General features: G+C 73.0%; 28 protein-coding genes. 12 read left to right on the plus strand and 16 right to left on the minus strand.

The features are described from left to right. Positions 1 to 137: 137 nt before the first annotated feature. Positions 138 to 920 (plus strand): CPBP family intramembrane glutamic endopeptidase, encoded by a 783-nt coding sequence (locus ACFWWU_RS06150; protein ID WP_384139630.1) that lies wholly within the window; start codon positions 138 to 140, stop codon positions 918 to 920. A gap of 79 nt (positions 921 to 999) precedes the next feature. Here ACFWWU_RS06150 and ACFWWU_RS06155 read toward each other — a convergent pair whose 3' ends face one another. Next, entirely contained in the window at positions 1,000 to 1,809 is an 810-nt protein-coding gene (locus ACFWWU_RS06155) for a PhzF family phenazine biosynthesis protein (protein WP_384139633.1), read from the minus strand. Positions 1,810 to 1,957: 148 nt separating this feature from the next. On the opposite strand from ACFWWU_RS06155, the gene ACFWWU_RS06160 reads away from it, so the two are divergent. Next, a complete protein-coding gene (locus tag ACFWWU_RS06160; RefSeq protein ID WP_384139636.1) occupies positions 1,958 to 2,332 on the plus strand; it encodes a hypothetical protein in 375 nt (124 codons plus the stop codon). On the opposite strand, the gene ACFWWU_RS06165 is transcribed toward ACFWWU_RS06160, so the two are convergent. Next, complete coding sequence (locus tag ACFWWU_RS06165) at positions 2,310 to 2,867, minus strand: GNAT family N-acetyltransferase (RefSeq protein WP_384139639.1); 558 nt, start codon at positions 2,865 to 2,867, stop codon at positions 2,310 to 2,312. The genes ACFWWU_RS06160 and ACFWWU_RS06165 overlap by 23 nt on opposite strands. Before the next feature lie 335 nt (positions 2,868 to 3,202). Here ACFWWU_RS06165 and ACFWWU_RS06170 point away from each other — a divergent pair, with 335 nt between their 5' ends. After that, on the plus strand, positions 3,203 to 3,829 hold the full coding sequence (locus tag ACFWWU_RS06170) for a PadR family transcriptional regulator (protein WP_384139642.1): 627 nt from the start codon (positions 3,203 to 3,205) through the stop codon (positions 3,827 to 3,829). A 113-nt stretch (positions 3,830 to 3,942) separates the two neighbouring features. Here the strand turns inward: ACFWWU_RS06170 and ACFWWU_RS06175 are convergent, their stop codons facing one another. Both ACFWWU_RS06175 and ACFWWU_RS06180 read right to left on the minus strand, forming a co-directional pair. Beyond that, the gene (locus ACFWWU_RS06175; RefSeq protein ID WP_384139645.1) at positions 3,943 to 4,371 is read right to left on the minus strand and encodes an SRPBCC family protein; all 429 of its coding nucleotides are present in this window, start codon (positions 4,369 to 4,371) and stop codon (positions 3,943 to 3,945) included. A gap of 68 nt (positions 4,372 to 4,439) precedes the next feature. Continuing rightward, positions 4,440 to 4,664: a hypothetical protein gene (locus tag ACFWWU_RS06180; protein WP_359680157.1), complete on the minus strand. Its 225-nt coding sequence runs from the start codon at positions 4,662 to 4,664 to the stop codon at positions 4,440 to 4,442. Between the two features lie 195 nt (positions 4,665 to 4,859). Between ACFWWU_RS06180 and ACFWWU_RS06185 the strand changes: the two genes are divergently transcribed. The 3 genes from ACFWWU_RS06185 (at position 4,860) to ACFWWU_RS06195 (ending at position 7,772) form a co-directional block, all read left to right on the plus strand. Further along, positions 4,860 to 5,471 (plus strand): Clp protease N-terminal domain-containing protein, encoded by a 612-nt coding sequence (locus ACFWWU_RS06185; RefSeq protein ID WP_384139648.1) that lies wholly within the window; start codon positions 4,860 to 4,862, stop codon positions 5,469 to 5,471. A gap of 41 nt (positions 5,472 to 5,512) precedes the next feature. Then, complete coding sequence (locus tag ACFWWU_RS06190) at positions 5,513 to 6,601, plus strand: DMT family transporter (protein WP_384139651.1); 1,089 nt, start codon at positions 5,513 to 5,515, stop codon at positions 6,599 to 6,601. A 178-nt stretch (positions 6,602 to 6,779) separates the two neighbouring features. Next, complete coding sequence (locus ACFWWU_RS06195; protein ID WP_384139654.1) at positions 6,780 to 7,772, plus strand: DMT family transporter; 993 nt, start codon at positions 6,780 to 6,782, stop codon at positions 7,770 to 7,772. 18 nt (positions 7,773 to 7,790) lie between these two features. Here the strand turns inward: ACFWWU_RS06195 and ACFWWU_RS06200 are convergent, their stop codons facing one another. Together ACFWWU_RS06200 and ACFWWU_RS06205 are read right to left on the minus strand one after the other, a co-directional pair. Then, entirely contained in the window at positions 7,791 to 8,435 is a 645-nt protein-coding gene (locus ACFWWU_RS06200) for an FMN-binding negative transcriptional regulator (protein WP_384139657.1), read from the minus strand. 17 nt (positions 8,436 to 8,452) lie between these two features. Further along, positions 8,453 to 9,184, minus strand: coding sequence for a pyridoxamine 5'-phosphate oxidase family protein (locus tag ACFWWU_RS06205; protein ID WP_384139660.1), 732 nt, complete (start codon positions 9,182 to 9,184; stop codon positions 8,453 to 8,455). 35 nt (positions 9,185 to 9,219) lie between these two features. Between ACFWWU_RS06205 and ACFWWU_RS06210 the strand changes: the two genes are divergently transcribed. Beyond that, entirely contained in the window at positions 9,220 to 10,554 is a 1,335-nt protein-coding gene (locus ACFWWU_RS06210; protein ID WP_384139662.1) for an aminotransferase class I/II-fold pyridoxal phosphate-dependent enzyme, read from the plus strand. A gap of 67 nt (positions 10,555 to 10,621) precedes the next feature. On the opposite strand, the gene ACFWWU_RS06215 is transcribed toward ACFWWU_RS06210, so the two are convergent. After that, positions 10,622 to 11,710: a DMT family transporter gene (locus ACFWWU_RS06215; RefSeq protein WP_384139665.1), complete on the minus strand. Its 1,089-nt coding sequence runs from the start codon at positions 11,708 to 11,710 to the stop codon at positions 10,622 to 10,624. 73 nt (positions 11,711 to 11,783) lie between these two features. On the opposite strand from ACFWWU_RS06215, the gene ACFWWU_RS06220 reads away from it, so the two are divergent. Next, on the plus strand, positions 11,784 to 12,686 hold the full coding sequence (locus ACFWWU_RS06220; RefSeq protein WP_384139669.1) for a LysR family transcriptional regulator: 903 nt from the start codon (positions 11,784 to 11,786) through the stop codon (positions 12,684 to 12,686). A 29-nt stretch (positions 12,687 to 12,715) separates the two neighbouring features. Here ACFWWU_RS06220 and ACFWWU_RS06225 read toward each other — a convergent pair whose 3' ends face one another. Beyond that, positions 12,716 to 13,174, minus strand: a complete 459-nt coding sequence (locus tag ACFWWU_RS06225) for a pyridoxamine 5'-phosphate oxidase family protein (protein ID WP_384139672.1) — start codon at positions 13,172 to 13,174, stop codon at positions 12,716 to 12,718. A gap of 76 nt (positions 13,175 to 13,250) precedes the next feature. On the opposite strand from ACFWWU_RS06225, the gene ACFWWU_RS06230 reads away from it, so the two are divergent. Further along, positions 13,251 to 13,931 (plus strand): cysteine hydrolase, encoded by a 681-nt coding sequence (locus tag ACFWWU_RS06230; RefSeq protein WP_384139675.1) that lies wholly within the window; start codon positions 13,251 to 13,253, stop codon positions 13,929 to 13,931. Here ACFWWU_RS06230 and ACFWWU_RS06235 read toward each other — a convergent pair. The 3 genes from ACFWWU_RS06235 to ACFWWU_RS06245 form a co-directional block, all read right to left on the minus strand. Continuing rightward, a complete protein-coding gene (locus tag ACFWWU_RS06235; RefSeq protein WP_384139677.1) occupies positions 13,918 to 14,322 on the minus strand; it encodes a Rieske (2Fe-2S) protein in 405 nt (134 codons plus the stop codon). The genes ACFWWU_RS06230 and ACFWWU_RS06235 overlap by 14 nt on opposite strands. Positions 14,323 to 14,438: 116 nt before the next feature. Next, the gene (locus tag ACFWWU_RS06240; protein WP_384139680.1) at positions 14,439 to 15,344 is read right to left on the minus strand and encodes an RNA polymerase sigma-70 factor; all 906 of its coding nucleotides are present in this window, start codon (positions 15,342 to 15,344) and stop codon (positions 14,439 to 14,441) included. Continuing rightward, positions 15,341 to 16,633 (minus strand): NAD(P)/FAD-dependent oxidoreductase, encoded by a 1,293-nt coding sequence (locus ACFWWU_RS06245; RefSeq protein ID WP_384139684.1) that lies wholly within the window; start codon positions 16,631 to 16,633, stop codon positions 15,341 to 15,343. Before ACFWWU_RS06245 ends, ACFWWU_RS06240 begins: the two co-directional genes overlap by 4 nt. 286 nt (positions 16,634 to 16,919) lie before the next feature. Between ACFWWU_RS06245 and ACFWWU_RS06250 the strand changes: the two genes are divergently transcribed. Further along, complete coding sequence (locus tag ACFWWU_RS06250) at positions 16,920 to 17,576, plus strand: alpha/beta fold hydrolase (RefSeq protein WP_384139686.1); 657 nt, start codon at positions 16,920 to 16,922, stop codon at positions 17,574 to 17,576. Between the two features lie 31 nt (positions 17,577 to 17,607). Here the strand turns inward: ACFWWU_RS06250 and ACFWWU_RS06255 are convergent, their stop codons facing one another. After that, a complete protein-coding gene (locus ACFWWU_RS06255) occupies positions 17,608 to 18,327 on the minus strand; it encodes an adenosylcobinamide amidohydrolase (protein WP_384139689.1) in 720 nt (239 codons plus the stop codon). Between the two features lie 28 nt (positions 18,328 to 18,355). Continuing rightward, entirely contained in the window at positions 18,356 to 20,611 is a 2,256-nt protein-coding gene (locus ACFWWU_RS06260) for an alpha-N-acetylglucosaminidase (RefSeq protein ID WP_384139692.1), read from the minus strand. 512 nt (positions 20,612 to 21,123) lie between these two features. Between ACFWWU_RS06260 and ACFWWU_RS06265 the strand changes: the two genes are divergently transcribed. Continuing rightward, positions 21,124 to 22,584, plus strand: a complete 1,461-nt coding sequence (locus tag ACFWWU_RS06265; protein ID WP_384139695.1) for a basic amino acid/polyamine antiporter — start codon at positions 21,124 to 21,126, stop codon at positions 22,582 to 22,584. Between the two features lie 60 nt (positions 22,585 to 22,644). Beyond that, the gene (locus ACFWWU_RS06270; RefSeq protein ID WP_384139698.1) at positions 22,645 to 23,913 is read left to right on the plus strand and encodes an arginine deiminase; all 1,269 of its coding nucleotides are present in this window, start codon (positions 22,645 to 22,647) and stop codon (positions 23,911 to 23,913) included. A gap of 92 nt (positions 23,914 to 24,005) precedes the next feature. On the opposite strand, the gene ACFWWU_RS06275 is transcribed toward ACFWWU_RS06270, so the two are convergent. The 3 genes from ACFWWU_RS06275 to ACFWWU_RS06285 are packed head-to-tail and all read right to left on the minus strand — an operon-like array spanning position 24,006 to position 26,333. Further along, positions 24,006 to 24,512 carry a DUF1269 domain-containing protein gene (locus tag ACFWWU_RS06275; RefSeq protein ID WP_384139701.1) on the minus strand — a complete coding sequence of 169 codons (507 nt, stop codon included), beginning with the start codon at positions 24,510 to 24,512 and terminating at the stop codon, positions 24,006 to 24,008. Between the two features lie 47 nt (positions 24,513 to 24,559). Then, positions 24,560 to 25,201, minus strand: coding sequence for an FxLYD domain-containing protein (locus ACFWWU_RS06280; protein ID WP_384139704.1), 642 nt, complete (start codon positions 25,199 to 25,201; stop codon positions 24,560 to 24,562). Between the two features lie 37 nt (positions 25,202 to 25,238). Beyond that, positions 25,239 to 26,333 carry a chemotaxis protein gene (locus ACFWWU_RS06285; RefSeq protein ID WP_384139707.1) on the minus strand — a complete coding sequence of 365 codons (1,095 nt, stop codon included), beginning with the start codon at positions 26,331 to 26,333 and terminating at the stop codon, positions 25,239 to 25,241. Between the last annotated feature and the right edge of the window lie 126 nt (positions 26,334 to 26,459).

Consider the following 26,459-nt stretch of genomic DNA (forward strand, 5'->3'; position numbering starts at 1 on the left):
TCGCTCCGGGCGTCGGTCCGGGGCGGCCGCCCCGGGCATGGCTGATCATGTCAAGGTAGTAGCGGCGGGACGCGACTGCCGGAACGGCATGGGCCCACGACCGGGAAGTGGAGACAGGTGTGGTGTCGGAGCAAGACGTGAGGGACGCTTCCCTGCCCCCCGGAGGCCTGCCGCGGAGAGTGCTGCGCTCCGAGACCCTGATCGTGCTCGCGCTGTCGCTCGGAGCGAGCGCGTTGTCGTCGCTCATCAGTTTCATCGGCTCACTGACCAGGCCCGGGTCGCTGAAGGAGCAGGCGGCGACGCTCAACGGCTCGTACGCGCCGGGGCGGCCGTGGCTCGACCTGTCCTGGCAGCTCTTCGGTATCGCCTCGGCGCTCGTGCCGGTCGTCCTCGTCGCCCATCTGCTGCTGCGGGAGGGCGTCGGCCTCCGGGCCATCGGCTTCGACCGGACCCGGCCCTGGCCCGACCTGGGGCGAGGGGCGCTCGTCGCTGCCGGGATCGGGAGCGCGGGGCTCGCCTTCTACCTCGCGGCGCGGGCGTCCGGGTTCAACCTGACGGTAGTGCCGGAGTCCTTGCCGGAGGTGTGGTGGAAGTATCCGGTGCTGATCCTCTCGGCGGTGCAGAACTCCGTCCTCGAAGAGGTCATCGTCGTCGGCTATCTGCTGCGCAGACTCGGGCAGTTGGGGTGGACGCCGATGGCGGCCCTCGTCGCGAGTTCGGTACTGCGCGGCTCCTACCACCTCTACCAGGGGATCGGCGGATTCCTCGGCAACGTGGTGATGGGCGTGGTCTTCGTCCTGCTGTACCGGCGCTGGGGGCGGGTCGGGCCGCTGGTCGTGGCGCACGCGCTGCTCGACATCGTGGCGTTCGTCGGATACGGGCTGCTGGCGGGCAAGGTGGGCTGGTTGCCTACCGTGTGACGGGGCGGAGATGTGGGCGGTGAGGCATGAGGGGCGTGCGGCGTGAGCCGTACGCCCCTCATCCTTTCCGTTCCCTTCGTCAGGCGTGCAGGTCGCCCTCGATGACCGTCACGGCGTGGCCGGTCAGCAGGGTGCGCTCGCCGCGCAGGTGGGTGCGGACGAGGCCGGTGCGGGCGCCGCCCTGCAAGCCGGTGAGCTCGTCGCGGCCGAAGCGGGCCGACCAGTAGGGGGCGAGCGCGGTGTGGGCGCTGCCGGTCACCGGGTCCTCGTCGATGCCGACGGCGGGGAAGAAACAGCGGGAGGCGAAGTCGTAGCCGCGCTCGGGGTCGTCCGCGGCGGCGGTGGCGATGACTCCCCGCCTGGCGAGACCCAGGAGGGCGGCGGAGTCCGGCGTGAGGGAGCGCACGGTGGCCTCGTCGCGGAGCTCGACGAGGAGGTCGCCGACGTGCGCGGCCGTGTCGTGGACGGCGACGACCTCGGCGCCGAGCGCCTTCTCCAGGCCGTCGGGGACGGGGACGGGGGTGAGGGAGGAGGTCGGGAAGTCCATCGTGATCGTGCCGTCCGCGGCGGCGGTGGCGCCCAGGACGCCCGACCGGGTGGCGAAGCGGACGGCGCCGCTCGCGGTGCCGGTGGTGTGCAGGACGTGCGCCGTGGCGAGCGTGGCGTGGCCGCACATGTCGACCTCGGTGGTCGGGGTGAACCAGCGCAGGGCCCAGTCCGCCTCGCCGCCGGCGGGCAGGGGGTGGGCGAAGGCCGTCTCGGAGAGGTTGACCTCGGCTGCGACCTTCTGGAGCCAGGCGTCCTCGGGGAAGGAGTCGAGGAGGAGGACTCCGGCCGGGTTTCCGGAGAAGGGCTGGTCGGTGAAGGCGTCGACGATTCGGATCCGCATGCCGCTGACCGTACAAGGTGCGGAAACGTGCGGACCAAGGCCAATCGCGGAGAAGTGGACCTGCTCAGGGAGAACTGGACCGGGCTGTCCGGCGTCCCCCGAGGGGGACCGTCGGCGGATTTCGGACCGCGGACCTCGGGGGGCTTCGATGATGTTCGGGTACGGGGACGACTGGTGGGCGCTGTTCTTCGTTCCGGTGGTGCTGTGGGTGCCGTTCGGGCCGTTCGTCATGGGCGGGATGGGGGTGTGGTGCGCGTTCCGGCCCGGCCTGCGGGCGCGGCTGTGGTCGGTGCTGCTGCCGCTGGTGCCGGTGGCGGTCTCCGCGATCGCCATGGTGATGCCACTGGGCAAGTCGATCCGTACCGACGACCTCGTGGGCCATCTCCTCGTGTACGTCCTCGGCATCACGGTGCTGCCGTGGCTGCTGGGGTGGGGGATCACGCGGGCGGTTCGGGTCGTACGGGCGGTACGGGCGCGGCGGCGGGAAGCCGCGGGCGCGGTCACAGGGGCGCAAGGACCATGAGGACCTCGTCGCGGTCGTCGCCGGGGGCCAGGCGGAGGGCGCCCGGCCAGCGGCCGACCTCCTGCCAGCCGAGGCGGCCGTAGAACTCTTCCAGGCCGACGCCGCCGCGTGCCGCGAGCCGCAGCTGCTCCAGGCCCATCTCGTCGCGGGCGATCACCCGGGCCTGCCGCACCAGACCCGCTCCGACGCCCCGTCCCCGTACCTGGAGGCGGGTCTGGACGTGGTGCAGCGTGCCCCAGTGCGCGACCAGGCGATGCGGGTCGCGGCGGAGGTTCAGCCAGCCCGCGAGGGAGCCGTCGAGGGTCGCGACGACGAGGCGGCTGCTCGCCGGGTCGAGGCCGGCGACGATCCGGTCGACCGCGGCGGCGACCTCGGAGGGATCGACCGGCGGGAAGGGGAACCCGGCGGCGCCGCCCGCGTCGCTCACTTCGGTCCAGCACGCGACGAGAGCCGTGACGAGTGCGTCGGTGGCGGCATCGGGGGCGGAGAGCTGTGTGTAGCGAAGGGCGTCGTCGCCGGTCATGGCCATCGTCATGGTCGTGATCATGGCAGGAGTCCCGGGGGAGCCCCTGCGCGGCTGCGACCGCCCGGCCGGGGGGCCCGGGGGCGCGGGTGGGGTGGGTTCCCGCAGTGCTCCGGGGGTCAGGCGAGTCGGCGTTCCTCGCGCTGTCGGACCAGCTCCTCGACCGCGCTCGGGAGGGTCGTCTCGAAGTCGATCAGCTTCACCCACGTAGGGGTGATCCGGACCATGCCGTCGTGGAGCGAGCGGACCCCGACGCGGGCATCGCTTCTTGCTCGACGAACAGTTCCGATATATCGTTGAGGTATCGCGACAGTTCAACGATGGAACCCGATGGAAGGAGCGTTGCGATGCGTTCACATGGACACGAGTACGGAAACGGACACGGAGCCGGTCGTGGGGCCTGCGGCCCCGGACCTCGTGGGGACTTCGAGGGGCGGCGGGCCGCGTTCGGGCCGTTCGGGCCCGGCTTCGGTGGCGGTGGCCCCTTCGGGGGCGGGTTCGGCGGTCGTGGCCGCGGTGGCGGCGGCCGGGGAAGGGCGCGGCGCGGCGACGTGCGCGCGTCGATCCTCGCGCTCCTGAAGGACCGCCCCATGCACGGCTACGAGATGATCCGGGAGATCGGCGAGCGCAGCGACGGGGCCTGGAAGCCCAGCCCCGGCTCGGTCTACCCCACCCTCCAGATGCTGGAGGACGAGGGGCTGATCACCAGCGCGAGCGAGGGCGGCAAGAAGCTGTTCACGCTCACCGACACCGGGCGCGCCGAGGCCGAGGAAGGGCCTGAGGCCCCGTGGGAGGAGGCCGGGCGCGGCGTCGACTGGGACGCCGTGAACGAGATCCGGCAGGCCGGCTTCGGGCTGATGGAGGCGTTCGGGCAGGTCTGGAAGACCGGCAGTGCCGAGCAACGGCAGAAGGCGGTCGGCGTGATCAACGAAGCTCGCAAGAAGCTGTACCTCATCCTTGCCGACGAGGACTGACGCTGAGCGAGGACTGAGGCTGAGCGAGGGTTGAGGCCGAGTGAGGCCAGAGGTCGAGTAGGTCGAAGGGCCCCGCGGTCGTACGCCGCAGGGCCCTTCCCTGTGTTTCCGGGTCAGGTGACCAGGCCCGAGAGCTTGCGGAGCGACTCCGTCAGGGCCGCCGTCGCCGAGTCCTTGAGCTTCCCCGCCATGAGGGAGACCGCCGCGCCCGTGAACCCGCCGTCGATCCGTATCGTCGTCGCGTCCCCGTCGGAGGCGAGCGAGTAGCGCGTGGTGACGATCACGCCCATCGGGCCCTTGCCCTTGATCGTGAGCGCCCGCTCGGTCTCCAGCTCCTCGACCGTCCAGAGCACCTCGGCGGGGAAGCCCATCAGCTTCATGTTCTCGGTGAAGGTGGCGCCCGTCTCCAGAGGTGCCGGGCCGCCGCTCGGGAAGCTGGTGTGCGTGGCGTTCCACTCGCCGTACGAGGAGAAGTCCGTGAGGCGCGCCCAGACCTTTCCGGCCGGCGCCTCGATCCGTGCCTCCGCGCTGACTTCGGCCATGCGACCACCCCTTCAGGCGTGCCAACTGGTTCCGGTGTCGCGGAACGTAGCCGGGTGGGCGTGAACATTCAATACTGATGAACCGTCAGTTCTGCGGCGGTCGGTCCCGCACCGTCGCCGATCCACCAGATCTCGGCCGAGTCGAAGCAGTCGGAGGCGCGCGGTGCACCGTCCTCCTCGTGGCAGTGGAACGCGGCCCAGAACAGGTCGGCGGGCAGTGCCTCCCGGGGTGCGTACACCCGGTAGACGTACTGCCGTCCGTCGCGCGCGAGCAGAGCCACCATCCAGAACACGATCGGAGGACGAACGGCAACGGGCCTGCGGTTGCAACGGGGGCGCAATGCAAGGCGGCGCGCGCCCCCGAGGCGAACGCGGACAATGTCCTCCGTAAGGAGGAGGAACCGTGCGCCTGTACCCAACTCCGGTGGGATGCGGACATGCTTCTCCCTGGTGATGTTCCGGCCGCCCCGGCCTGATGAGGTGGAAGGGTGCACCATCCCGTTTCCCTCCCCCAGTCGCTCGGGCAGCCCGTCGCCCCGCGCGCCGAGCTCACGTCGCTCACGTCCTTCCTGACGCCGTCGCTCGCGACCGTCGTGACGGGCGCGCGCCGCAGAGCCCTCCGGGACGGGGACCGGCAGATCGACACCGCGCACCTCCTGCACTCGCTGGTCGAGTCCGACCCGGACGTCGGCGCCGTCTTCGAGAGCGGCCACCAGCTCGCCCGCGTGCTCGGCTACCTCGCCCAGCGGTCCATCGGCTACGGCCTGCGCTGGCAGCGCTCGGTCGAGGACTCGGGCGTCCGCCGCCTCCTGCCCGCCGTGCGCGAGGCCGAGCCACGGGACGGCGACGGCCGGGCCTCCGGTTGGTCGCCCGCTGCCGCCGCCGCCCTGGAGCGTGCCTTCCGGCGGGCCGCCGGGCGCGGGGACGAACGCGCGCGCGGGCTCGATCTGCTCGTCGGCGTCGCCGTCGACCCCGAGAGCCGGGCCGTCGAGGTGCTGCGGCGGGCCGGGGTCGATCCGGTCGCGCTGGTCGCGCGCGTCGACCCCGGTACCGGTGGTCGGATCGACGCCTTCGGCGAGGAGCCGTCTCAACAGGTGTAACGGGGGTTACGCACCTGACCGCGTCCTGTCATGATGGCCCGATGCACGCGTCTCAGGGGAGAAGCGCCGGCCTGGGACTTGCCCTGGCCTCGGCCTTCGCATTCGGTGGTTCAGGAGTGGCGGCCAAGCCGCTCATCGAGGCGGGACTCGACCCGCTCCACGTGGTGTGGCTCCGGGTCGCCGGCGCCGCGCTCGTCATGCTCCCGGTGGCCTGGCGCCACCGGGACCTCCTGCGCCGCAAACCCGCCCTCCTCGTGGGCTTCGGCCTGCTCGCCGTCGCCGGTGTCCAGGCCTTCTACTTCGCCTCGATCTCCCGCATCCCCGTCGGTGTCGCGCTGCTCATCGAGTACCTCGCCCCGGCCCTCGTCCTCGGCTGGGTCCGCTTCGTCCAGCGCCGGCCCGTCACCCGCGCCGCCGCCCTCGGCGTCGTCCTGGCCGTCGGCGGCCTCTCCTGCGTCGTCCAGGTCTGGTCCGGGCTGACCTTCGACGTCGTCGGCCTGCTCCTGGCGCTCGCCGCCGCCTGCTGCCAGGTCGGCTACTTCGTCCTCTCCGACCAGGGGTCCGACGAGGCCGAACAGGCCGATCCGCTCGGCGTCATCGCGTACGGGCTGCTCATCGGCGCGCTCGTCCTCACCGTCGTGGCCCGGCCGTGGGGCATGGACTGGGCGATCCTCGGCGGCAGCGCCGACATGGACGGCAGCAGCGTCCCCGCGTGGCTGCTGCTCGGCTGGATCGTGCTGATCGCCACGGTCCTCGCGTACGTCACCGGCGTCATCTCGGTGCGTCGGCTCTCTCCGCAGGTCGCGGGGGTCGTGGCCTGCCTGGAGGCCGTCGTCGCGACCGTCCTGGCCTGGGTGCTGCTCGGTGAGCACCTGGACGCGCCGCAGATCCTCGGCGGGGCGCTGGTCCTGGTCGGGGCCTTCATCGCGCAGTCCTCGACGCCGAAGGCGCCGCCGTCCGATCCCGTCGCGGCCTCCGGGGGCGACGCGGGGGGCGACGCCGGGGCGGGAACCGCCGGGCGGGACGAGAAGGAGTCGGGCGAAGGAGCGGATCGGAAGGGGTCGGGCCAAGGAGCGGGTCGGAAGGGGTCGGGCGAAAAGGAGTTGTCGGCCGGGCGGAGCGCGCCCTAGCCTGCCGCTCATGCACGTGATCGCACTCTCGCCGCCGCCGCCCACCGCCTAGCGCGCGGCGACATCTCCTGACGAGGACCCGGCTGGGCTGGGCGGATCTCCGCCCCCGGCCGGTTCGTCGCTGTCCGCGCGCGGAGCCGAGCGACCACCCTTCCCTCTTCCTCCTCGGAGAAGTCACGTGCCGAACTCCTCGGAATCCGCCCTGCCCGTCGGGCGGAGCCTCCTCTATCTGATCGTCGCCGGGATCGCCTGGGGCACGGCCGGAGCCGCCGCCTCCCTGATCTTCCGGGTCAGCGACATGGGCCCGCTGGCGCTGTCCTTCTGGCGCTGCGTCGGCGGGCTCGTCCTGCTGCTCGGCGCGCTCGCCCTGCGGCCCCGCCGCGCCGTCGCCCGTACGGCAGGGGAATCGCGCGGCAGGCGGACGGCCCGCATCCTCGGTACGGGGATCGGGCTCACCGTCTTCCAGAGCGCCTACTTCGCGGCCGTCCAGGACACCGGCCTCGCCGTCGGGACCGTCGTCACCCTGGGCGCGGGACCCGTCCTCATCGCCGTCGGCGCCCGGCTGACCATGGGCGAACGCCTCGGCCGCGGCGGGCTCCTCGCCGCCACCGGCGCGCTCGCGGGGCTGGCCGTCCTCGTCCTGGGCGGCGGGTCCGCGGAGGTACGGCCGCTCGGTGTGATCCTCGCGGTCGTCTCGGCGGCCGGGTACGCCGCGATCACCCTGCTCACCCGGTGGCTCGGGCGCGACGGCGGAGCCACGGACGCCCTGGCGACCACCACGTGGGCCTTCGCCATCGGAGCGGTCGGCCTGCTGCCGCTGGCGGCCGCGGAGGGACTCGTACCGCACACCGGATCGCCGATGCGGGTCGTGCTCCTGCTGGTGTACGTGGCGGCCGTGCCGACCGCCCTCGCGTACGCGCTCTACTTCGCCGGGGCGGCCGTCGTCCGGGCTGCCACCGTCTCCGTGATCATGCTCCTCGAGCCGGTGAGCGCGGCTCTGATCGCCGTCTCGCTGCTGGGCGAGCGGCTCACGGCCGCGATCGTCCTCGGCACCCTGCTGCTGCTCGCCGCCGTGATGGGCCTCGCCTTCGCCGAGGCGAGGACGGTGGCGGTACGGCGACGGGAGGAGGCTGTCGAGTCCGTGGGGTCCGTGGACTCCGTAGCCGTGTAGGGACCGCCCGGCCCCCGGTCACCTCGCGGTGCGCCGCCGCAGCTGGTGGGCGCGGGCGGCGAGGTCGCCGGGGCCCGCGCGCTCCGCCAGCCGGTCCGCGATCCGGTCCTGGACCTCCTGCGGCTTGTTGCCCGCGTACTTGAACTTGGCACGCACCTCGGTCACCTCCAGGTTCAGGACGCGGATACCCGAGAGGAGGCGGCCGAACGGGGCCTCGCCAGGGGCCGCGGCGGCGGTGGCGCCGTCCGGCTGGAAGTGGGTGACCTGGCGGTTGAGGAGCACGGCCTTCTCCGCGGGGTCGTCGACCACGTGCGCCGTGCACCGCAGTTGGACGGCCGCGTAGTACGAGGTCGGGGTCCCGTGCTCGGGCGGTGTGCCGTCGGGTGCCGTCCAGGGGCCCGGGGCGAAGACGTAGTCGTCGACCACGCTCAGGAGCACCGTCGGATGCGCTTCGAGAGCTCGCCACAGGGGGTTGGGCCGCGCCAGGTGGGCGAGGACGCGCCCGTACGGGCCGGGCCCGTCCTCGTACCGGAAGTGCATCGGCTGCACCCACGGCGGGTCGCCGGGCAGGCCGTTGACGGCGAGCTGGCCGAAGTCGTGGCGGGAGAGCCAGCCGCGCCACTCGCCCTCGTCGTGGGCCGCGTCCCAGGGGTGGATCAGCATCGTGGGTGCTTCCGTCCTCAGAGCGCGGAGAGGTAGTCGGGCAGAGCGACGGCCGGGTCGAGGTCGTCGGCCGGGACCGGGGTGCCGTGGACCGTGCGTACGGGGACCACGCCGGTCCAGTAGGGGAGGCCGAGGTCCTCCGCGTCGTCGTTGGGGCCGCCGGCGCGGACCTTCGCCGAGACCTCGTCCAGGTCGAGCCGGATCACGGCGGTGGCGGCGAGCTCCTTGGCGTTCGCCGGGCGCGAGTCGCGGGAGCGGCCCGGGACGACGTGGTCGACCAGCGCGTCGAGCGCGGTGCGGAGCTCCTCGGGGTCGGTCACCTGGTGGGCGATGCCGTGGACGACGACCGAGCGGTAGTTGAGGGAGTGATGGAAGGCGGAGCGCGCAAGCACGAGGCCGTCGACGTGGGTCACGGTCAGGCAGACGGGCAGGCCGGGGGCCCGCACGCCGTCGCCCGCCATGCGCAGGGGGCGTGAGCCGGTGGAGCCGTGGACGTAGAGCCGGTCGCCGACGCGGCCGTAGAGCGTCGGGAGCACGACCGGCGCGCCGTCGCGGACGAAGCCGAGGTGGCAGATGGCGGTCTCGTCGAGTATCGAGTGGACGAGGGCCTTGTCGTACGACGCGCGGTCGCGGTTGCGGGTGGGGACGGTCCGGTCGGTCGGCGCGTAGGTTTCGGGGGCCGCGGTCTTGGGCTCGGGCTCGGTTCCGGTGGGCTCGGTCGTCTTGGTGGTGTCGGCGGCGGCGGTCATTGCTAACTCCATTGCGCTAGTGCATAATGCTGTTTGTGCTAGGAGAGTATCGGATCGAAGGTCGTCGCGCATCGGAGATCGCCGCCAGTGTCGAGCGCGCGGTCGGCACGGGTGCCCTGGAGCCCGGGCAACTGCTGCCGCCCATGCGGGAATTGGCGCTGACGCTGGGCGTGAACGCCAATACGGTCGCCGCCGCCTACCGCACCCTGCGCGAGCGCGGGGTCATCGAGACGGACGGCCGGCGCGGCAGCCGGGTGCGGCCACGGCCCGCCACGACCGCGCGCGGGTCGATCCGGGTGGACGCCCCCGCCGGGGTCCGCGACGTGAGCAACGGAAGCCCCGACCCCGCGCTGCTGCCCCCGCTCGGCGAGGCTTTCGCCGAGGTCGCCCGGCGGTACGCCGAGCGGCCCGGCATGTACGGAGAGGCCCCCGTCGACGAGGAGTTCGGGCGGCTCGCACGGGCCGCCTTCGACACGGACGGCGTGCCCGCCGGGCCGGTCGGCGTCGCCTCGGGCTCTCTCGACGCCATCGAGCGGGTGCTCGCCGCGCGTCTCAGGCCCGGGGACGCCGTCGCCGTCGAGGACCCGGGCTGGGGCAGTCTGCTCGACCTCGTACCGGCGATCGGGCTGCGACCGGTGCCCGTCGCGGTCGACGACGAGGGGCCGCTGCCGGAGGAGGTCGAGCGGGCGATCCGGCGCGACGGGGCGCGTGCGGTGATCGTGACCGACCGGGCGCAGAACCCGACCGGGGCGTGCGTGACCGAGGAACGGGCGCGGGAGCTGCGGCGGGTCCTCGCCGCGCATCCCGACGTCCTGCTCGTGGAGGACGACCACGGGCACGGGATCGTCGCGCAGCCCCTTCATCCCCTCGCCGGGGTCACCGACCGCTGGGCGCTGGTGCGCTCGGTCGCGAAGGCGTACGGGCCGGACCTGCGGATCGCGGCCTTCACCGGGGACGCGGAGACCGTCGACCGGGTCCTCGGACGCCAGCGGCTCGGCCCCGGCTGGGTCAGCCGGCTGCTCCAGCGGACCGTCGCCCACCTCTGGGTCGTGGAGGCGGTCGACCCGGCCGTCGTCGCCCGCTCGTACGGGAAGCGGCGCGACGGTCTGGTGCGGGCGCTCGCCCGGCGGGGGATCGAGGCCCACGGGCGCAGCGGCATGAACGTCTGGGTGCCCGTCGCTGACGAGACGGGCGCGGTGTCGCGGCTCGTGGCCGAGGGATGGGCGGTGGCACCGGGCGCTCGCTTCCGGATGAACGCCGGGCCGGCCGTCCGGGTCACCGTCTCCGGCCTCACCGTCGGGGACGTCGAGGTCCTCGCCGAGGCCGTCGCGCGGGCGGCGGGGCCGGCGCCCGCGCGGAGTTACGGGTGAGGGGTGAGGGGTGAGGGGGAGGGGAGGCCGGTTGCGGGGTCTGGCGTCGTGGCGGGGGTGACCGCGCTCAGGGGCGGGGTGCCGCCGGGGCCGGGGCCGGGGCCGGGGCTGACGTCGCTGCCGGGGACGCGGCTGACGTCGCTGTCGGGGCTGCGGCCGCGGCCGGCGTCGGCGGAGTCCTACGGCGGGAGGCGCGGGTCTGGGTGAGGGCGGCTCCCGCGAGGACGATCACCGCGCCGACCGGTGTGTTCCAGGTGAGCTGCTCGTCCAGGACGGCCACGCCCGCCGCTGTGGCGATGACGGGGATGAAGTACGTGACCATGGACGCCGTCGTCGGGCCGACCTCCGCCACGACGCCGTACTGGAGCAGCATCGCGTACCCCGTGCCGAGCGCGCCGAGCGCGAGCACGGCGAGCAGCGGAACGACCTCCACCGACTCCGGCATCGAGGTGAACAGGGGGGTGACGACGGCCAGTTGGAGCGTCGCGAGGCCCACCTGCGAGCCGGCGAGCGAGAGGTGCGAGACGCCCGTGTCGCTCAGCGTCCTGCGGACGTAGATCCAGCCCACCGCGTAGCTGAAGGAGGCCAGCAGGGCCAGCGCCGTGCCGGTCACGTCGAGTCCGGAGAAGCCCTGCCAGGCGCCGAGCACCGTCAGTACTCCCACGAAGCCGATGCCCAGGCCGGCGGCGCGGACCCGGGTCGGGCGGTCCTCGGAGAGCGCGACGAGCGAGAGCAGCATGCCCCACAGCGGCGTCGTCGCGTTGCAGATGCCCGCCAGGGTCGAGGGGATCGTCAGCTCCGCGTACGCGAAGAGCGAGAACGGCAGTGCGTTGAGCAGGAACGCCGCGACCGTCAGATGGCCCCAGACCCGGGCGCCGCGCGGCAGCCGGTCGCGCTTCACGACCAGGGCGACGGCGAGCACCGCCGTACCGAACAGCAGGCGCCCGAAGGTCACCTGGAAGGGCGCGAAGCCCTCCGTACCGACCTTGATGAAGAGGAAGCTGAACCCCCATATGAGGGCCAGGGCGCCGAAGCGGACGCGCCAGTCGAGCAGCCGGGCGCCGCGCGAAGGGCGCGGGGAGCCGGCGGGGGAGGCGGAGTGGGAAAGTGATGCGGAGGGGGAGGGTGACGCGGAGTGCGGGGCTGTGGGGCTCATGCACTCAGGGTGACGGCCCCGACCTCTTAGAACAAGCGAGAATTCTTCGACCCCTTCCCTTAGTATTGCTTACATGTTGAATCTGGAGCGCCTGCGGACCCTCGACGCCGTCGCGCGGCATGGTTCGGTGAGCGGCGCGGCCGACGGCCTGCACGTCACCACCTCGGCCGTCTCCCAGCAGCTGTCCAAGCTGGAGCGCGAGGTGGGGCAGCAGCTGCTCGCCAAGAACGGCCGGGGGGTGCGGCTCACCGACGCGGGACTGCTGCTCGCCGAGCACGCCGCCCGGATCCTGTCCCAGGTCCAGGTCGCCCAGGCCGACATCGAGGCCCAGAGCGGCCGGGTCGTCGGCGAGGTGCGGCTCGCCGCCTTCCCCACGGCGGCCCGCGGTCTCATTCCCGCCGCGCTCGCCTCCCTGCGCACCGGCCATCCCGAACTCCGAGTGCGCACGACCGAGTTGGAGCCCGAGCCGGGTGTGCGCGCGGTGCTGCGCGGTGACGCGGACCTCGCGATCGTCCTGGAGTGGAGCAACAAGCGGGCGCCCGTGCCGGGCGGCCTGGAGCGGGTGCACCTCCTGGACGACACGGCCGACGTGGCGCTGCCCGCCGGACACCGGCTGGCCGGGCGGGAGGCGGTGGACCTGGAGGAGTTCGCCGACGAGGAGTGGGTGTCCTGGCCCGAGGGCGAGTTCTGTCACGACTGGCTGATGTTCACGCTGCGCTCGCAGGGCATCGAGCCGCGCATCGGTCACCTCGCCGGCGAGCACCACACGCAGCTGGCGCTCGTCGCGGCAGGGCTCGGTGTCTGCGTGACGCCACGCCTCGGCCGCCCGCTGCCGGAGGGCGTCGTGTTCGTTCCCGTACGGCAGAAGATGCGGCGCCACATCTACGCCACCTGGCGCGCCGACGCGGGCCGCCGCCCCTCCGTGCGGGCGGTCGTCGGGGCGCTGCGGGCGGCGGCCCAGCCGCTCGGAAGCTGACGGACCCCGGGGCCTCCGGAGAGACCCCCTTAGATCTTGCGGAAGTCCCAGGACGCGATGGCGTCCGGGGTTAGTCTGGCCCAGGCGTGGCGGCCGTCGTGCGGCATCGTGGCCAGGCCGAAGTTCTTGGCGGAGAAGAGCTGTTCGGGCGCTTCGAGTTCAGGGCACGGCTCGCCGGTACGGGGGGCCTCGCCGACGAATTCGACCGTGCCCGACAGCTCCACGCCCCGCAGCTCGCCGTACTCCTCGCCGTCGTCCACCACCACCGCGATCCTCGGATCGGCGCGCATCTCCGCCCAACGGCGGCTGCGCGTCAGTGAGTACAGCCACAGCGAGCGGCCGTCCCAGGCGAACCAGAGCGCGCTCACGTGCGGGCGGCCGTCGGCCGACACGGTCGCCACCCGGCAGGTGCGCTGTTCGGCGAGGAAGGAGTCGAGCTCGGCCGGGGTCATCATGATCCGGCGTCCACGGCGCTGTGCGACGGTCATCGTCCGCACCCTTCTGGATTTCTGATGAGACGTCAGAAAGCATGGAGGGCCATTCGCGCGCAGGCAAGGGGAGACCATGGGTGAGAATGCCGGAGACCGGCTCGGGGAGTGGATCCGTCCGGACGGCGGGGTCGTGCTGCTCACCGTCGAGTGCCAGCGGGGAGTCGTCGGCGCGGAGAGCGCGCTGCCCGAACTCGCCGCCGCGGCACGGGCGTCGGGCGCCCTGCGGAACGTGGCGCGGCTCGTGGCCGCCGCGCACGAGGCCGACGTCCAGGTGATCCACGCCGTCGCCGAGCGGCGCCCCGACGGGCGCGCCGCCAACACCAACGCGCGCCTCTTCCGGGCCGCCGCCCGGCTGCCCGTGCAGCAGCACAGCGGCAGCGTGGCCGTACGGATCGCCGAACCCATCGAGGTCGCGGAGGAGGACATCGTGGTCCGGCGCCTGCACGGGCTCTCGCCGCTCGCGGGCACGGACGTCGACGCACTCCTCCGCAACCTCGGCTGCCGGACGCTGATCGTGACCGGCGTCTCCGCCAACGTGGCCGTGCCCAACGCGGTCTTCGACGCCGTGAACCTCGGCTACACGGTCGTCGTGCCCGGGGACGCGATCGCGGGGGTGCCGGCCGACTACACCCCCGCGATGATCCGCCACACCCTCGCGCTCGTCGCCACGATCACGACGACGGACGAGGTGCTGGGCTGCTGGAAGGCGCCCAGGCGTTCACGGCCCGCCGGGGGCTCCGTCAGCCGAGGCTGATCTCGTCGCCCACCACCTGGATCGGCGCCGGCGGCAGCGGGGCGGTCGCCGGGCCGGACTTCACGCTGCCGTCCGACACGTCGAAGTGGCTCTGGTGGCACGGGCACACGATGACGCCGTCCTTGACTCCGCTGACGGCACAGCCCGCGTGGGTGCACTTCGACGAGAAGGCGTGGAACTCGCCGGCCTTCGGCTGGGTGATCACCAGGCCCTGACCGGCGATGACCTTGCCGCCGCCCACCGGAATGTCCCCGGTCCGCGCGAGGGTGGCGCCCGCCTGCCCCTCCGTTCCCTTGTCCTCGGTGCCGCCGCCACCGCAGGCCGCGAGGGCCGCCGCCAGGCCCGCGGCGCCCGCCGCCGAGACCACCGTCCTGCGTGCCACTCCGCTCATGTGCTGCCCCTCTTTCCTTCGCGCACTGGTGTGTCGGCACCCGACGGTACGGGTGTGACCTGTGCCCCGTTCACAGGATCGCGTCTTCGCGCACGAACGCGCCAGGGCGCGGGAGTTCAGCGGAGGGTGAGCGGAGTCTCGGAGGCGACGTGGGACAGCTTCTCCGGGTTGCGGACGAAGTAGACGCCGGCGATGCGGGCGTCCTCGACGTGGACCGCCATGACGCCGTCGATCTCGCCGTCCATGCGGACGAGGAGCGCCGGGCTGCCGTTGACCACGGCGGGGCCGAGGGTGAACGCGATGCCGGCCGCGCCGGCCCTGCCGGTGAAGGTCGCCATGAGGCGGGCCACCTTGTCGGCCCCGAGAACGGGCCGCAGGGCGGCGTGCTTGATCCCGCCGCCGTCACCCATGTAGACGGCCTCCGGGGCGAGGACGTCGAGGAGGCCCTGGACGTCCCCGGTCTCGAACGCCCGCCGGAACGACTCCAGGGCCGCCCGGGTCTCGCGCGCGGAGACCGTCCGGCGGGGACGGCGGGCGTCGACGTGCCGGCGCGCGCGGTGCGCGATCTGCCGGACGGCCGCCGGGGTCTTGTCGACGGCGGCCGCGATCTCGTCGTACTCGAAGCCGAAGGCCTCACGCAGGACGAAGACGGCGCGCTCCGTCGGCGCCAGCGTCTCCAGGACGAGCATCATCGCCATCGACACGCTCTCGGCGAGCTCCACGTCCTCGGCCACGTCCGGCGCGGTGAGCATGGGCTCGGGCAGCCAGGGGCCCACGTACGACTCCCTGCGCCGGCTCGCGGTGCGCAGCCGGTTGAGCGCCTGACGGGTCGTGACCCGGACCAGGTAGGCGCGCCGGTCGCTCACCTGCTCCAGGTCGACCTCGACCCACCGCAGCCAGGTCTCCTGAAGGACGTCCTCGGCGTCGGCCGCCGATCCGAGCATCTCGTAGGCGACGGTGAAGAGGAGATTGCGGTGGGCGACGAACGTCTCGGTCGCCGCGTCGGTGGCGTGGTTGCTCATGCCTGCGCCCCGCTCCTTCGCGGCCGGTCCAGGTCGCCTTCGGCCCGCGCGTACGCTTCCACAGCAAGATCCTTTTCGTTGGTGGGAGTCAGATCATGACCCACCTGGGCGCCGCGGTCACGCTCGGCCCGCAGCAACTTCTCGCGCTGGCCGCCTCCCGAGACGCGGTGCAGGCCGTACGCGCCGGGCTTGCCGGCCTCCGCGGCCAGGTGCTTGACGGTGCCCTTGCACACGATCTCCTTGACCTTCGCGCCCGTGCGACCGCCGATGTGGAACCACAGCGCGACGTCGTTCCGGTGGGCGAACTGGAAGATGCCGGCGCCCCGACCCAGGCTGATGCACTGGCCCGCGAACACCTGGTTGAGCGACGAGGGCGTCTCCCCCGCGATCCGGCTGAGGACCGTGTCGGCGGCCCGCGCGCCCATCGGCGTTGCGGCCTGGCAGCTCATCCTCGCCGGCAGGTTCGACGGTGCCGCCGAGTCCCCGGCCGCGATGACACGGTCGTCGTCCACGCTCGTCAGCGTCTCGTCCGTGAGCAGACGGCCCAGGGCGTCGGTGCTCAACCCGCTGCGCGCGGCCAGGTCCGGCACGCCGAAGCCCGCGGTCCAGATGGTCACCGCGCTCGGCAGCTCGCGCCCGTCGTCGAGCCGCACGGCGTCGCGCGTCACGGCCGTCACCTTCGCCCCGGGGCCCTCGACCACGGTCACCCCGAGAGCCGCCAGCCGCCCGGCGACCGAGCGGCGGCCGCGCCGGTGCAGGTACGGGCCGAGCACCCGCCCGCAGACCAGGGTCACGGCGCGGCCCGCCTCGGCGAGCTCGGCGGCGGTCTCGATGCCGGTCGGACCACCACCGACCACCGTCACGGGGGCGGTCAGGGGCGCGGCGTCGAGGACCGGCCGCAGCCGCTGCGCCTCCTCCAGATCGGCGATCGGGTACGCGAACTCGGCGGCTCCGGGCACCCGCGGGTCGGCGCTGCCACTGCCCACCGCGTAGACCAGGTAGTCGTAACGGACGGTCCCGCCGGTCGCCAGTGTCACGCTGCGCCCGGCCGCGTCGATCCGTGTCACGGAGTCGACCAGCAGGCCGATGCCCGGGTGCAGGACCTCCGTGTACGCGACGACCGCGTCGTCGGACCCGCCGACGAGCTGGTGCAGGCGGATCCGCTCGACGAAGTCCGGGCGCGGGTTGATCAGCGTCACGGTCACGTCGTCGCGTTGCGTCAGGCGGTTCGCGGCCATCACTCCGGCGTACCCGCCGCCGATCACGACCACTGCGATGTTCCCGGTCATGGTGTCTCCTTCGATTCAAGCGGTTCGTGCACAAGACACCGCGGGGTCGGCAGCTGTGACACGTTGTGACGCAGGTCACTCCGAGGGTGTGTGACGGTCGTGTCGCCCGCCCCACCCGGGCCTGTCGGTACGCCCGGGACACCGTGATGGCAGACTGCGGCCCTCACGTGGTCTCCCCGCGCGGCGTGAGCGGAGCGCCCGTCGCGGGGAGCCGCAGGCGACTTCTGGAGGCACCCATGGCACGGCGACCCGGTCACGTGGCCCGCACGAGCGGCGCGGGTCCCCGATGACCCCGGGGACCGGCTGCCGCGCGAAGCCGACCGAGCCCGGCACCCTCCTGGTCCGCAGCTCGCCCGCGGCACCCGCCGCCGCGGTACTGCTGCTCCACGGAGGCCGCGCCGACGGGCCGGAGCCGCCGCCCGCGCTCAACCTGCCCGCGCTGCGCATGCGGCCCTTCACCGCCGCCGTGACCCGCGCCGTCCGAGGCCGGGACGTGCTGGTCGCCGAGGTGCGCTACCGTCACCGCGGCTGGAACGGTCCCCGCGCCGACGCCGCCCGGGACGCGGAGGCCGCCCTCGTCCGGCTACGGGACCGGGTCGGTCCCGTACCCGTCGTGCTCCTCGGCCACTCCATGGGCGGCCGCGCCGCACTCAGCGCCGCCGGCGACCCGGCCGTCCGCGGTGTCGTCGCCCTCGCGCCCTGGTGTCCCACCGGGGAGCCCGTCGACCACCTCGGCGGCCGACGCCTCTACCTCCTGCACGACGAGGCCGACAGCGTCACCTCGGCGCGCGAGTCCTGGGACTTCGTCCGCAGGGCGCGGGCGGCGGGCGCGGACGCGGCGGGGATCCCGATGCCGACCGGCGGGCACGCCATGCTCCGGGGCGCCGGCTTCTGGCACCGGCGCGCGGCGGAGCTCACGGCGGCGCTGCTCTCGCACGGCTGACGCCCTCTCAGGACGGTCCTCAGGAGGGCTCTCAGGGGGTGAGGAGGCCGGCGCATGCCTCGTACGTCGCGCGGTGCACGGCGCGCGCGAGCCGCGCCCCCCAGAGCGACCGCGGTCCGGCGAACGCCTCGGCGCCCGGCTCGGCGCCCGGCTCGCCGACCGATGCCCGTGCGCCGCCGCCGGTGGGCGAGGGAGCGGCCACGCAGACGGCGTCCGTCGGCGTGCCCGAGGCGTCCGCGCCGAGTTCGACGAGGGCCTGCACCTTCGCCTCGGTGGCGGTGGCGACCGCGTTGACGAGGGCGGCGTCCGTGAGCGGCACGGGCAGCGACACGATGATGTTGATCGTCCCCGGGCGCGGGGCCGCGACGCCGCCGGCCCCCGGTACGGCCGCCCAGCCCCGTACGCCGATCCCGGCGGTGACCACGGCCTCGGCCCCACTGTCCGCCGCGTGCCGCCGGTTCTCGACCGAGGCCGCCGTCATGAGCCCCACCCCGGGCCCTTCGAGCCCGGCTCCGGCGGCCAGCGCGCCGAGGTGGGCGACGGGATCGAGCCGGTCGTAGCCCGGCGGGACCTGCGCGTTCAGCACCCACGCCCGCTCCCCGATGCCCCCGCCGAGGACGGCGCTCGACACCATCCGCACGCCCGGCCCCGGGGCCCACACCAGGAGCGGCCACGCACGGCCCTGTTCCGTGTGGGCGAGCAGGGTGGCGTCGGCGAGGGACGGGCGCGCGAGGAGGGTTCGGGGAAGCACCTCACCAGAGTAGAGACGCCGTCGCGGATCACCTCGTCAGGGCCGCGAGCACCTCGCCGGCCAGGGCGACGGGGTCTCCGGTCGGCCTCGTCGCGTACCTCTGGTGGCCGTGCGCCCAGGCGTCGTCCCTCGCGAACCAGTCGATGGCGACCGGCACCGTATCGCTCACCAGCGCGCTGTCGAGACTCGCGAAGTACGCGGCCCAGCGCGGTGCGTACACGTCCCGGACGAGCCCGGCCCACTCGCGGTTCGCGTAGTCGTGCAGGCCGCCCGCCTCGCTCGGCCCCCGGTCACCCCAGGTGGTGAGGATCGAGCGGGCGTCGTACTCCAGCCGGTCGCGTTCGGCGGGGTCGGCCCCCCAGGCGCGGGCGTCGGCGAGCCACGGACCGAGCAGGAACCGCCGGTCGGCGGCGACCAGCCGCCCCAGCAGCTCCAGGTGGGCGTTCCACTGCGCCACCAGCTCCCGGAAGCCCGCGAGGTCCTCGGCCTCGTACGCGGTCCTGATACGGGGCAGGAGGACCCGGCCGCGGTTGGTGAGCGCCTGTCGTGCCACGTCCACCACGTCGAAGCGGTAGGCGTCCGTGGTCCGCTGCCCGGGCGCCACCCGGAGCAGCTCGGCGAGCGCGCGCTCCACGGTGGCCGCGTCGTAACGCATGGCGGTCGGGCTCCAGCGTGCCGCCCTGGTCGCCGCCAGACTCGGCCGCGCGGCGAAGAGACTGTCCTGCGGCTCGCTCCATGTACCGGATCGCGTGCTGTACGGGCCGCGGCGCAACTGCTCCCACGCGGCGGCGGCGTGGGGGTCGGGTCCGCCGTAGCGCCGGGCGGCGTACTCCGCGAACCAGGTCCGGTGGTCGATCGGGCCCGGCTGCCAGGCGAGATCGGTGAACAGATCGAACGCGGCGGGGTTCCCGCCGGTGCCCTCCGGCAGATAGGCGATGCCGCTCAGCGTGCTGCCCGGCGTGTTCAGCCACGCGGGGAACCGCTCGACCCAGACGCCGGTGTTGGCGCCCAGGCTGGTGTGGCCGCCGAAGTTGCCGATCGCGCCGAAGGCGTAGGGCGCGCCACCCCACTGGGCCGCGCGGTCCAGGCCGTCGTAGCGGTCGGACAGTCCGTCGACGACGAGCACCCGGCGGCGGTCCACACCGCTCAGGAGAGCCGCCGACGGGTTCCGCTGCCAGCCGAGCATGACCCAGGTGGCGCCGGGGTGCGCCGCGTCCAGGGCCCGCTGGACGGCCCCGGCCGCTCCCGCCACGTCGACGGGACCCGGGGTGCCGCCCTCGTGCAGGAGGTCCATCTTGAACATGTCGCTGTCACCGAACCGCCGCTCCTGCAAGCGGTAGTACGTCGCGGCCAGCCGCGCGAAGACCGGTCCGGTCGGGTCCAGCCAGTCCGGCCGGGCGAAACCCACCCACCTGCCCTGCGGGACCGTGACCGCGCCCGGGTTCCGGGCGGCGAAGTCCGGCGGCACCGTGCCGAAGAAGCCCGGGAGCACCGGGGTCATCCCCAGCGCCCGCAGGTGTCCCGCGATCCTGCTCCCGAGCGTCGCGCGGGCCTCGATCAGCTGCTCGGAGACCGGGCCGCCGAAGCCCGACATGTTCTGCAGCAGCCACCAGCCCTGATGGGCCGGGCCGGGGATCCACTCGCGCAACTCCGCCGCGCTGTAGCCGAACCGCTGGAGAGCGCGGTAGTACGGGTACTCGGCCCCGGTCGGCACGAAGACCTCGTTCACGCCGTGCAGGGCCATCAGGTCGATCTCGTGCCGGTACGAGGCGAAGTCGCGGTACGCGCCGGAGTAGCCCTCGTCGGTGTCGTTCAGGGCGTATCGGTGAGGCACGGTCGCCCTGCGGGTGACACTGCCGGTGACCGCCGGGAGCGTGGACGGCAGCCGGCCGACGCTGTCGCCCGGCCATCCGATGTCGACCCCCGCGATCCGCTCCAGGTACCAGCCCACTCCGGTGAGCAGCGTGGCCGGCGAGGTGCCGCGCACCCGGATCGCCCCGGCCGTCCCGGAGATCGAGAAGTAGTCGCCGGAGGCGGGCTCCTCGACCGCGACCAGGTCGAACTGCCCGGCCACGGAAGGCAGCAGACGCTCCAGACTCGCCCGGGCGGGCGCCGGATCGAAGGCGGGTGGCGCGGCCGGTTCGGGAGCGAGTGCTCCGGGAGCGGGCGCGGCCGTCGTCACGGCGGGCGCGGGCGCCGTGGCGGCGGGGGAGACCGCCGTCAGGGTGGCGAGCGCCACGACGACGAGGGCGTGACGGCATCGAAGGATCAGACGACTGGCCATCCGGCTCCCTGATCGGGGAAGGCCTCCCGGACCGAGGAGGACGACGAAAGCGTGCGCTCAGTGTCGGTCGGCCCGCGCTCACGGGGACGCAGGCGCAGCGGCGGACCGGCCGGTGCTCATCCTCGCGGGCGCGCGCCGATCGTGGGGGCGATCGCCGGAGATGCCCTGTACGTCAGGACAAAAGGTGCGTACCGGATTAGATTTTCCTTCCAGTGAGCCGTCGAGGTGTCGGCGTCTGCCCGTTTCTCGACCGGGGGTCACAGTGGAGAAGGACGCGTCGTCTTCCCGGCCGACCGCGTGTGCGGGCACCGCCCCCGCCGGAGGCGATCGCGCCCGCGGCGGTTTCGACGGTTCCGTCGGTTCCATCGGTCCTCGAGGCCGGGTCGCTCGGCCTCTTCCACCTCGACGCGCTGCCGTCGGCCACGAGCTCGGTCCGCATCCTCCTCGCCCTGGGCGCTTTGTGCGGGGGCCGGAATCTGTCGGGGCGATCGAGCACGTCTGCGAGGCACGCGATGAAACCTGGTGACACCAGTACCGAGACCAGCCCCGTCGGCTCGCCACCCGTGGCCAAACTGACCCTGCTGACGCTGACCGCGATGGTCGTCGGCTCCATGGTCGGCGCCGGCGTGTTCTCCCTTCCCCGACGGTTCGCCCAGGAGACGGGCGTCGCGGGCGCACTGATCGCCTGGGCGGTCGCGGGCGTCGGCATGCTGATGCTCGCCTTCGTCTTCCAGACCCTCGCGGTACGGAGGCCCGATCTGGACGCCGGCGTCTACGCGTACGCGAAGGCGGGCTTCGGCGAGTACCTCGGATTCTTCTCGGCCTTCGGCTACTGGGCGAGCGCCTGCGTCGGCAACGTCACGTACTGGGTGCTGATCATGTCGACGATCGGCGCGATCGCGCCCTCCCTCGGCGACGGCGACACAGCCCTGGCGATCGTCCTGTCCTCCGCGGGCCTCTGGGGCTTCTTCCTCCTCATCCGCCGCGGGGTCAAGGAGGCGACGGCGATCAACAGGATCGTGACCGTCGCCAAGCTCGTCCCCATCATCGTCTTCATCATCCTGGCGCTGTTCTGCTTCAAGCCGTCCGTCTTCGCCGACAACTTCGGCGGCGCGGACTACGCCGGATCCCTCTTCAACCAGGTCCGCGGCACGATGCTGGCCACGGTGTTCGTCTTCCTCGGTGTGGAGGGCGCCAGCGTCTACTCCCGGCACGCCAAACGCCGGGAGGACGTGGGGCGGGCCACCATCCTGGGGTTCCTGAGCGTCTTCGCGATCTTCGCCTCGGTCACCATCGTGTCGTACGGCATCCTGCCGATGAGCGAGATCGCCGAGCTCCGCCAGCCGTCCATGGCGGGCGTCCTGGAGGCGGCGGTCGGCACCTGGGGCAAGGTGTTCGTCAGCATCGGCCTGATCATCTCGGTCCTCGGCGCCTATCTGGCCTGGACCCTGATGGCAGCCGAGGTGCTCTTCGTCGCCGCCAAGGACGACGACATGCCGCGCTTCCTCGGCCGGTCCAGCGGCGACGACGTCCCCGTACCCGCACTGCTCATGACGACGGCCCTCAGTCAGGTCGTCCTGATCGTCACGGCGTTCTCCGACGACGCGTTCAACTTCGCCCTCGACCTCACCAGCTCACTGAGCCTGATCCCCTTCCTGCTGGCCGCCGGCTTCGCCGTGAAGATCGCGCTGCGGCCCGTACAGGAGAAGGCGGAGGGCCGCACCACCCGGCGGGAACTCTTCGTCGCCCTCCTCGCCACGCTCTACACCGCGTTCCTGCTCTACGCGGCCGGACTCAAGTTCGTCCTCGTCTCCTTCATCCTCTACGCCCCGGCCACGTTCCTGTTCGTCAAGGCCCGCCGCGAGCAGAACCGACGCCTCTTCTCCCCGAAGGAGGCCGTGATCTGCGCCGTCTCCATCGCCGGAGCGGTCGTCGGGATCATCGCTCTCGCCGCCGGCTGGATCGAACTCTGACCTACCGTCCCACCGCCCTACCCGTCCCACCGCCCCACCGCCCCACCGGAAAGGCCGACCATGACCGCCGCTGACGCCCGTCCCGCCGCCCCGTCCGCCTTCGGTGTCCATTCGGAAGTCGGACGCCTCCGCAAGGTCCTCGTCTGTTCCCCCGGCCTCGCGCACCGGCGGTTGACGCCGACCAACTCCGACGACCTGCTCTTCGACGACGTCATGTGGGTGGAGAACGCCCAGCGCGACCACGCGGACTTCGTCAACAAACTCACCCAGCGGGGGGTCGAGGTCGTCGAACTGCACGAACTGCTCGCCGAGACCATGGCGATCCCGGCGGCCAAGGACTGGCTCCTCGACCGGAAGATCGTCCCCAACGAGGTCGGACTCGGGCTGGTCGACGACACCCGGGCCTTCCTCGACTCCCTCGCCCCCGGCGCGCTGGCGGAGTTCCTCATCGGCGGACTGTCCACCGCGGACCTGCCGGACGACTTCCGCTCCGGGTACGTGACCCTGGCCCGGGAAGGCGTGGGGGCGCGGGAGTACCTGATGCCGCCGCTGCCGAACACGCTCTACACCCGCGACACCACCTGCTGGCTCTACGGCGGTGTCACCCTGAACCCGCTGTACTGGCCCGCCCGCCACGGCGAGACCCTCCTCATGAAGGCGATCTACGCCTTCCACCCCGACTTCACGAGCTCGACCGTGTGGTGGGGCGACCCCGAACAGGACTGGGGACAGGCCACGTTCGAGGGCGGCGACATCATGCCCGTCGGCAACGGCGTCGTCCTCATGGGCATGAGCGAGCGCACCTCCCGCCAGGCGATCACCCAGGTGGCCGCCGCGCTCTTCGACAACGGCGCGGCCGAGCACGTGATCGTCGCCGGTATGCCGAAACTGCGGGCTGCCATGCACCTCGACACGGTCTTCACCTTCGCCGACCGCGACATCGTCACCCTCTACCCGACGATCATGGACGCCGTGCACACCTTCTCCCTACGGCCCGCCGACAGGGCCCCGGGCGTGGAGATCACCGACGAGGGCACCACCCCGTTCGTGGACGTCGTGGCCAAGGGCCTCGGCCTGCCCGGGCTCCAGGTGATCGAGACCGGCGGGGACGTCTACGCCTCCGAGCGCCAGCAGTGGGACAGCGGGAACAACGCCGTCGCGCTCGAACCCGGGGTCGTCTTCACCTACGACCGCAACACCCAGACCAACACGCTGCTGCGGAAGGCGGGGGTGGAGGTCATCACCATCGTCGGCGCCGAACTCGGCCGCGGGCGCGGCGGCGGCCACTGCATGACCTGCCCGTTGATCCGCGACGCGGTCTCCTTCTGAGTCTCGGCGTAGTCCGCAGTAGGTCGCGGCAGCCCGCCGCCCCCTCCCTTGAGCAGGGAGGGGGCGGCGGACGTCGGTGGTTCAGGGGCTCTTCACGCCGCCGTCTCGGCGTCGGGGCCGGCGAGCTGCTCCGCGAGCTCGCGCTCGCTCTCCTCCGGGAGGGAGGTCTTGAGCACCGTTCCCCCGAAGGGTTCCATGGCCGTGGCGAACCGGTCCTCGGTGATCTTCGAGGCCATGACGACGACGGCCGCCGAGCCCGGCTCCAGCAGCTCCTGGACCTGCTTCCGGAACCTGCCGTCGACGCCCATCTGGTTCAGCTTGCCGATGAGGCCTCCGAGGGCCGCGCCCACCACCCCGATGCCCGGGGTGAGGATGAGCATGCCGAAGACCATCCCCCAGAGAGCGCCGGCCGTGGCCGAGAGGGCGACCTCCTCGCTCTTCTTCGGGGTGTCCACATGGGTCTCGCCGTCCTCGTCCACCCTGACCACGGCGAGGCCCTTGAGGTCGAGGACGTGGTCGTCGCGGAGCTTCTGGACCGTCTTGAAGGCCTCCCTCGCGACCGCGTGGTCGGCGTAGCCGATGACGATGAGTTCGGACATGAGTCTCTCCTTCGGTGCGGCCCCCATGACGCCGAGGACCATGAACGTCAGTACCTCTGTGCCTTGGTGAGCCTCGGCGTCAGGACCGGCTCGGCGGGTTGCCGGCTGATGACCAGGGGCTGTGCGCGCTCGCCCGGCGCGAGGTCCTCGGCGCCGACGAACTGCGTCTCGACGACCTTCCCCGACGGGTCGAGGAAGTCGACCTGGGCCGCGTAGGACGCCGGCTCGCTCGTCTTGTTCGTGATGGTCACGACGACGGTGAGCCGACCGCCCGTGTCGGCGCGGGGCTTGCCGGTCATCCCGATCTCGCTCAGGGCGTTCCCCCTGCCCTCGACGTCCTCCAGCGCGTCCTCGGCCGCCTGGCGGGAGCGTTCGACCTCGGCTCCGATCGACGCCTTGCGCGACGCCTCCCGCTCGGAGGCCGACGCGGCCGCGGACGACGCTTCCGCGCGCGCGGACTCGATCACCGATTCCCCCGCGGAGGCGACGGAGGAGGGCAGGTCCCCCGAGAACGCGGCGGTGTCGGGTGCCGTGGGGCGTTCGCTGAACGTCGGGGCGCCGGTGTCGTCGCCGTCGGAGCCGCAGGAGACGAGAGCGGCGGCGCCGAGCGCGGTGACGACGACGGCCAGGGCGGCGCCCGCCGCCCGGGCGCGGACCGGTCGTCTCGGGTGGGATGAAGAGGTGTTCACGCGGGATTCCTCGTTCCTACGGTGAGTACGGTCGCCGTCAGTAGCGCAGTACGGCGGCGATGCGGGCGGATTCGACCAGGGCGTCGTCCCGTACGAACCGCACCTCGGCGCCCGTCTCCAGGGCACGCTCGACGATCTCGTCCACGATGTCGTCCCGCGTGTCCGGCTCCGAGTCGGAGGCGGGTTCCAGGTGGTCGCCGCGGTCGCGTACGACGTCGCGGTAGTGGTCCTCGACGGCCAGCAGACGGATCCGGCCGTCCTTCGCGGCGCGCCACACCTCGTCGAGGCCGGCCGCGAACTCGCGCCGGCCCTGCGCCGTGTCCAGCTCCGCGGCCACGGTGGTGACCGCGGCCTCTTCCCGTGCGCTCCGCACCGGCTCGACCGCACGGTGCACCGCCTCGGCCGGGCCGTCCGCGAGCCCCCCGCGCTGCACGGTCATCGTGCCGGGGTCCAGTCGGCCCGTGTCCTCCAGCGCCGCGAGGGCCGGCGCCTCACCGAGCACGTACAGCGGACGCGACTCGGAGGCGAGGACGGCACGCAGCGCCTGATGGGCCTCGCGGAGGAACGTGCGGGTGTCCTCGTCCCGGAAGGTGCTCGGCAGGTCGCCGATGCGTTCCTTGCGTTCCGCGTCGGGGTCCTCAAGGCTCCGGGTCAGCGGGAAGCCGTCGCCCGTGAACTCGACGGCCCGCTCCGGTCCGCCGCTCCAGAGCGACACCCGGTCCGCCGCGACGGCCAGGGCCCAGTAGGGCTGTTCGGCCGCCTGGGCGGCGACGAGGTTGCGCGTGAGGAACGTGTCGGCGACGACCACCCGCTCCGGGACCGTCCGGGCCACGGTCCAGACGTGGTGCTCGCCCTGCGCCGCGTAGATCACCAGCCCGTCCTCCACATGGGCGAGGTCGAGTTCGGCGACGGCCCGCTCCAGCTGGGCGAGCACGTCCGCACGGCGCTCCCGGGGCACGTCCGGGTCGTCCTGGAGGGCCTTCTCCGCCCTGGCCAGGAGGTTGCGCAGCCGTACGGGGTCCTGGGCGTTGTCCGGCTCGCGACGGTGGGTGGGCATCACGAGCGACACCGCCGGATAGGGGCGGGGCCGGCGCAACGTGGCGAGCACGTCGGTGCTCAGAGCGGGGTGCATGAGGGTGCCTTTCGTAGGGTGTTCCGAGAGCCGTACGGGCGGCGGCGCACGGGACGCACTGATGTCCACACATCGACATGTTTGTCTGTATTGCACCGGTTCGCGAGTCGGTGTGGCTTCGGTGCG

This window comes from Streptomyces sp. NPDC058650 (assembly GCF_042717315.1).
Lineage (GTDB): Bacteria > Actinomycetota > Actinomycetes > Streptomycetales > Streptomycetaceae > Streptomyces.